Here is a 6809-nt window from a genome sequence, read left to right on the forward strand (position 1 = left end):
ATAAGAAAATTTGCTACTTTCGCACCGTTTTTTGAATCAGGAGATGGATAAGGTAAAAGGGATTTTGTTCGCCGCGCTATCCGCGGCAACTTTCGGGTTGATTCCACTATATGCAAATCAGGCTATATTGGATGGCGTAAATAACGAGACAATACTGGTATATCGGTATGGTATAGCGGGAATCGTGTACGCTATTTATTTGTTGATCAGGAAAATGAGCATGCGATTGACCCGAAAAGAGGCGAAAGAAATCATGCTGGCCGGGGTCGGGGGATATGGTATCACGGCTTTCTTCCTGATGTGGTCATATCACTACATGCCCACGGGGGTGGCGACGGCGATTCATTTCTTTTATCCCGTTGTCGTGGCGATATTAATGGCCATCTTTTACAAGGAGCGACTGCCCTTGGAAGTAAAGGCCGGGATCGTATTGGCGATATGCGGGGTATATCTGTTGTCGTGGGCTCCCGGGGAGGTGAAATGGTTGGGATTATTCTTCGTGTTGATGTCAACGGTCACTTACGGGTGTTATATCACGGCGCTGAACCGTCCCGTGCTGAAACAAATAAACCCGGATGTACTCACGTGTTACGTGTTATTGTTTACTGCCGTCTTTTACTTGATCATAGCCGTTGCCCAGGGAAAAATGGAAGTGATCACGAGACCCCGTTTCTTGTTGGATATGCTACAGTTGGCCGTGTTGAGCACGATCGTTTCGGCTCGACTACTGGTTGCTGCCGTGAAATTGATCGGTTCCGTGACAAGTTCGGTTCTGGGAACTCTGGAACCGATTACCGCGATTGTCGTGGGTGTCTTGTATTTTAACGAACAACTTTCGTACGCCAATTACCTGGGGTTGCTTATCGTGATAGTCGCTGTTTTAATCGTGATATACAGGATGAAAAAATAACGGGGGAAATCTTATCCTGTTTTTTTGTGAATCCTATTTATTTTTGGCTATTTTTGCGGATGAAATTGACTTTTAAGAATATAGTATGCTGTTATTTATAACTGTAAGTTTCTATACCATAGCGGATATATTGTTGGCTGCTTTTATTTTTTACCAGGTTTACAAGCTGGTGAAAGGTACGGTTGCGATAAATATCTTCGCGGGAATCTTTACTTTCTACGTGGCTTGGTTGCTGGTGAAGGCTTTGAACATGGAACTGGTTTCCAGTATCTTGGGGCAGTTCATCGGGATGGGGGTGATCGCCTTGTTGATCGTGTTCCAGCAGGAAGTGCGGCGATTCCTTTTGTTACTTGGTAGTAAGTATAATTTGCAGAATCTGTTTAACCTGGAGCGACTCTTCGCGAAAACGTCGATCAAGGATGAGGTGGCAGACGCGATAGTGCGGGCTTGTGACTATTTTTCCAAGACTAAAACGGGTGCCCTGATCGTGTTGTCGCAAAATTCGGAGTTGTTTAATTACGCCCAGACGGGAGTGCTCATTCGTTCGATCGTGACGGAGGAGTTGCTTGAGAATATCTTTTTCAAGAATTCACCGCTGCATGACGGGGCCGTGATTATCGCGGATAATAAGATTTTAGCGGCAAGATGTATTTTACCGGTTTCGGATAATAATAATATTCCGGGAAGTCTGGGGTTGCGCCATCGTGCCGCCATCGGGATGAGTTCCGTGACGGATGCCCACATTGTCGTGGTCAGTGAGGAGACGGGAAACATATCTTTCGTGAAGGACGGGCATTTTAAAGTGCGTATTACTCCACAGGAATTGAATAGCTTCCTACATAACGATTTCACGGGTTTCGTCGTGAATAAGTAATACCACCCTCGTTCCTTCGCTTACATCTGTTCGTTATGTCTTCGATAAATCATCGTTATACTTTCGTTCCTATAGACCCTGTTTTAAGGAATGTATATCGAAGACATAACGAACAGATGTAAGCTTAAGACATGTTTAATCATTTGTTTATAGTTGTTCTCCTGTCGTTTGTCGTACAGGTATTAAATTTGGGGTAAACCTGTAGTGAACCCGTACAAGAAAGGCATCACAGACGCTACACCTCCAGTACAGAGACGCTCCAGAGACACTCACGACGGGAGTGGGACTGAAGGTGATCTGTGGGTGAAATGGAAGAGCGAACCTTGTTGTTTGGTAATTCTTTTTTAATCCCGTGAAAAATGATCAATTTTAAGGCCTTGTTCTTTAGTGAGTTGTAAAAAAGTTGAAAAATAATGATGAAAATATTTGGAGAAGGAGATTTAATTGCCTTATCTTTGCACCCGCTAAAACGGAAGAGAGGATGGGCAAAACAGCACAAATCACGGAGGTTTTAGCAGAGTTCTTGAGATGTTGATAAGTAAAATCGGAAGGGATCGCTTACTTGATTTAATTGTTCAAAATGAATGATTACGAGAGTCAAGAAAAAAAAGTTTGAAAAAACTTGCGAAAAAATTTGGAAGTAGACAGAAAAACGATTTATCTTTGCATCCGCTTTCGCTTCAAAAATGAGTGAAAGTTTTACAAGACAAAAAGAGTTCTTTAAGATATTGAAATGAACAAAACGTAGCGAGCGTGAATCGGAATCGACGAGAAGTCGAGATTCATAAAACACATGACCCGGCCAGAAAAATTTCTGAATAATATTTTACAATGAAGAGTTTGATCCTGGCTCAGGATGAACGCTAGCGACAGGCTTAACACATGCAAGTCGAGGGGCAGCACGGTGTAGCAATACACTGGTGGCGACCGGCGCACGGGTGAGTCACACGTGTGCAACCAACCCCGTACCGGGAGATAACCCGCGGAAACGTGGACTAACATCCCATAACACTCTTCCATCGCATGATGGGGGATTTAAAACCCCGGTGGTACGGGACGGGCACGCGCGACATTAGGTAGTTGGCGGGGTAACGGCCCACCAAGCCGACGATGTCCAGGGGTTCTGAGAGGAAGGTCCCCCACACTGGAACTGAGACACGGTCCAGACTCCTACGGGAGGCAGCAGTGAGGAATATTGGTCAATGGGCGAGAGCCTGAACCAGCCAAGTCGCGTGAGGGAAGAATGGTCTATGGCCTGTAAACCTCTTTTACGAGAGAAGAATAAGAAGCACGCGTGCTTTGATGCCAGTATCTCGTGAATAAGCATCGGCTAACTCCGTGCCAGCAGCCGCGGTAATACGGGGGATGCGAGCGTTATCCGGATTTATTGGGTTTAAAGGGCGCGTAGGCGGGACGCCAAGTCAGCGGTAAAAGACTGCAGCTAAACTGTAGCACGCCGTTGAAACTGGCGCCCTAGAGAGAAGTCGAGGGAGGCGGAACAAGTGAAGTAGCGGTGAAATGCATAGATATCACTTGGAACCCCGATAGCGAAGGCAGCTTCCCAGCCTTTATCTGACGCTGATGCGCGAGAGCGTGGGTAGCGAACAGGATTAGATACCCTGGTAGTCCACGCCGTAAACGATGCTCACTGGATCTGGGCGATACACCGTCCGGGTTCAAGCGAAAGTATTAAGTGAGCCACCTGGGGAGTACGTCGGCAACGATGAAACTCAAAGGAATTGACGGGGGCCCGCACAAGCGGAGGAACATGTGGTTTAATTCGATGATACGCGAGGAACCTTACCCGGGTTTAAATGTGGATTGCATTAGCTGGAAACGGTTATTTCTTTCGAGACTATTCACAAGGTGCTGCATGGTTGTCGTCAGCTCGTGCCGTGAGGTGTCGGGTTAAGTCCCATAACGAGCGCAACCCCTATCGCCAGTTGCCAACGGTTCGGCCGTGCACTCTGTCGAGACTGCCACCGTAAGGTGCGAGGAAGGCGGGGATGACGTCAAATCAGCACGGCCCTTACACCCGGGGCTACACACGTGTTACAATGGCCGGTACAGAGGGCCGCTACCAGGTGACTGGATGCCAATCTCTAAAGCCGGTCGTAGTTCGGACTGGAGTCTGCAACCCGACTCCACGAAGTTGGATTCGCTAGTAATCGCGCATCAGCCATGGCGCGGTGAATACGTTCCCGGGCCTTGTACACACCGCCCGTCAAGCCATGGAAGCCGGGAGTACCTGAAGATCGTGACCGCGAGGAACGGGCTAGGGTAATACCGGTAACTGGGGCTAAGTCGTAACAAGGTAGCCGTACCGGAAGGTGCGGCTGGAACACCTCCTTTCTGGAGACGAGTTCATGTTGCTCGCTACGAAATTCACGTTTACAGAAAGCCCTTCACGGGTTAACCATAGTCTCTTAGCTCAGTTGGTTAGAGCGCTACACTGATAATGTAGAGGTCCGCGGTTCAACTCCGCGAGGGACTACAAGAGTTAAAAACTAACAGGTAAAAGATCCAAACTTTTATCTTTAAACTTTTAGTTTTTATCTTGCTTGAGCCGGGGGATTAGCTCAGTTGGCTAGAGCGCCTGATTTGCATTCAGGAGGTCAAGGGTTCGACTCCCTTATTCTCCACTTGAAGTTCATTGACAAGACTGGAAGTAGATGTTGATAGTGATTTTTCATTTTCAATCTTCAACTTTCAATTTTGCGTTGAATGAAAGTTCTTTGACATGCTGGAACGTTAATGGATCATTTGATCCACGAAGAATAAATGTAGTATAACCATAGAGCCGCTGTCGTGGTGACACGACGGCAAGGTAGATAATTTAGACACACGAGTCTAACGAACGTGAACGATTAAGGGCGCGCGGTGGATGCCTAGGCTCTCGGAGGCGATGAAGGACGTGATAAGCCGCGATAGGCCACGGCGAGGTGCAAGTAACCCTTGACCCGTGGATTTCCGAATGGGGCAACCCGGCCGTCTGGATGACGGTCATGCGTTACACGCAAGCGAACGCGGGGAACTGAAACATCTCATTACCCGCAGGAGAAGAAAACAACAGTGATTCCCCCAGTAGTGGCGAGCGAACGGGGAAGAGCCCAAACCGGGACCGTTTCGGCGATACCGGGGGCATGGGACCACGCCATTCGACGATGAACGAAGAGCAATTACCTGGAAAGGTAAGCCGCGGAGGGGGATAGCCCCGTGCACGACAGTGACATCGAAGATAGTGGTATCCCGAGTAGGGCGGGACACGAGGAATCCTGCCTGAATTCGCCAGGACCCCCTGGCAAGGCTAAATACTCCCGAGAGACCGATAGTGAACCAGTACCGCGAGGGAAAGGTGAAAAGTACCCCGAGCAGGGGGGTGAAATAGACCCTGAACCCGCGCGCCTACAAGCGGTCGGAGCTGCCTTGTGCAGTGACGGCGTGCCTTTTGCATAATGAGCCTACGAGTTAGTCGTCACCAGCGAGGTTAAGGGCTTCAGGCCCGTTAGCCGAAGTGAAAGCGAGCCTTAACAGGGCGTCGAGTTGGTGGCGCTAGACGCGAAACCTTGTGATCTACCCTCGTGCAGGTTGAAGTCCCGGTAACACGGGATGGAGGACCGAACCGGTAAACGTTGAAAAGTTTTCGGATGACGCGAGGGTAGGGGTGAAAGGCCAATCAAACTGGGAAATAGCTCGTACTCTCCGAAATGCATTTCGGTGCAGCCTGTGGTGTTCTGTTCTAGAGGTAGAGCTACTGATTGGACGCGAGGGCTTCACCGCCTATCAAATCCGGATAAACTCCGAATGCTAGAACATCAAACCATGGAGTGAGCCCGCGGGTGCTAAGGTCCGCGGACGAGAGGGGAAGAACCCAGACCACCGGCTAAGGTCCCGGATGGACGGTTAAGTTGATAAAACGAGGTGGGATCGCGGAGACAGCTAGGATGTTGGCTTGGAAGCAGCCATTCATTTAAAGAGTGCGTAACAGCTCACTAGTCGAGCGATCCCGCGTGGATAATACACGGGCATCAAACCGTCAACCGAAGCCGTGGGGTCAGTTAAAAACTGACCGGTAGGAGAGCATTCCTGCCCGCGTCGAAGGTCACCCGCGAGAGTGACTGGAGCGGCATGAAAAGCAAATGTAGGCATAAGTAACGATAATGGGGGCGAGAACCCCCCACGCCGTAAGACCAAGGATTCCCCGGCAATGTCAATCAGCCGGGGGTCAGCCGGCCTCTAAGGCTAACCCGAAGGGGGATGCCGACGAGAAACGGGTTAATATTCCCGTGCTTCTCGTCACCGTAACGCGGTGACGGGGTGATGAAGGGATCGCGCGCTGACGGAATACCGCGTTGAAGGCCGTACCCGATGAGGGTGGTAGTCAAGCCCGCCACCCGAGGCGAAAGCCGATAGTACCGCGAGACCCCGGTCGAGTGGATAGCATCCCGGCAATTTACCCCCTAGAAAACCCGCTAAACTTCAAGTGACGAGGACCCGTACTGTAAACGGACACACGTGGTCGGGTAGAATATACCAAGGCGCTCGAGTGATTCATGGTCAAGGAACTAGGCAAAATAGTCCTGTAACTTCGGGAAAAAGGACGCTCTAGTGATAGAGCCGCAGAGTAATGGCCCAGGCGACTGTTTACCAAAAACACATGGCTATGCCAAATCGAAAGATGACGTATATGGCCTGACACCTGCCCGGTGCCGGAAGGTTAAGAGGAGAGCTCATCGGCAACGAGAAGGTTTGAATTGAAGCCCCGGTAAACGGCGGCCGTAACTATAACGGTCCTAAGGTAGCGAAATTCCTTGTCGGGTAAGTTCCGACCTGCACGAATGGTGTAACGATCTGGGCACTGTCTCGACCATGAGCTCGGTGAAATTGTAGTTCCGGTGAAGATGCCGGGTACCCGCGACGGGACGGAAAGACCCCGTGAACCTTTACTGCAGCTTCGCGTTGTTCCCGGGCACGGGACGTGTAGGATAGGTCGGAGGCAATGAAGCGGTTTCGCCAGGAATCGTG

At 49.9% G+C, this 6809-nt stretch carries 2 protein-coding genes, 2 tRNA genes and 2 rRNA genes (1 of these 6 only partly in view); all 6 read left to right on the plus strand.

Translation table 11 applies throughout. The features are described from left to right. The first annotated feature begins 43 nt into the window (after positions 1-43). Positions 44-910 (plus strand): DMT family transporter, encoded by an 867-nt coding sequence (locus tag DWW52_RS19255; protein WP_118717422.1) that lies wholly within the window; start codon positions 44-46, stop codon positions 908-910. Between the two features lie 85 nt (positions 911-995). Next, positions 996-1784 carry a diadenylate cyclase CdaA gene (gene cdaA / locus DWW52_RS19260; protein ID WP_118717424.1) on the plus strand — a complete coding sequence of 263 codons (789 nt, stop codon included), beginning with the start codon at positions 996-998 and terminating at the stop codon, positions 1782-1784. A gap of 828 nt (positions 1785-2612) precedes the next feature. Then, positions 2613-4136: ribosomal RNA gene (locus DWW52_RS19265) — 16S ribosomal RNA — on the plus strand. Positions 4137-4204: 68 nt separating this feature from the next. Then, a tRNA-Ile gene (locus DWW52_RS19270) sits at positions 4205-4278 on the plus strand. A 74-nt stretch (positions 4279-4352) separates the two neighbouring features. After that, positions 4353-4426 (plus strand) — tRNA-Ala (locus DWW52_RS19275). Positions 4427-4641: 215 nt separating this feature from the next. Beyond that, a 23S ribosomal RNA gene (locus DWW52_RS19280) occupies positions 4642-6809 on the plus strand (it continues 718 nt past the right edge of the window). Together the 16S and 23S rRNA genes with 2 tRNA genes alongside form the textbook arrangement of a ribosomal RNA operon.

The sequence above is a fragment of the Odoribacter sp. AF15-53 genome (assembly GCF_003479425.1).
In the GTDB taxonomy this organism is placed as follows: domain Bacteria; phylum Bacteroidota; class Bacteroidia; order Bacteroidales; family Marinifilaceae; genus Butyricimonas.

Coding starts and splice junctions, on each gene's coding strand:
- DWW52_RS19255 (WP_118717422.1), top strand. CDS start 44: ATGGATAAGGTAAAAGGGATTTTGTTCGCCGCGCTATCCGCGGCAACT.
- cdaA (WP_118717424.1), top strand. CDS start 996: ATGCTGTTATTTATAACTGTAAGTTTCTATACCATAGCGGATATATTG.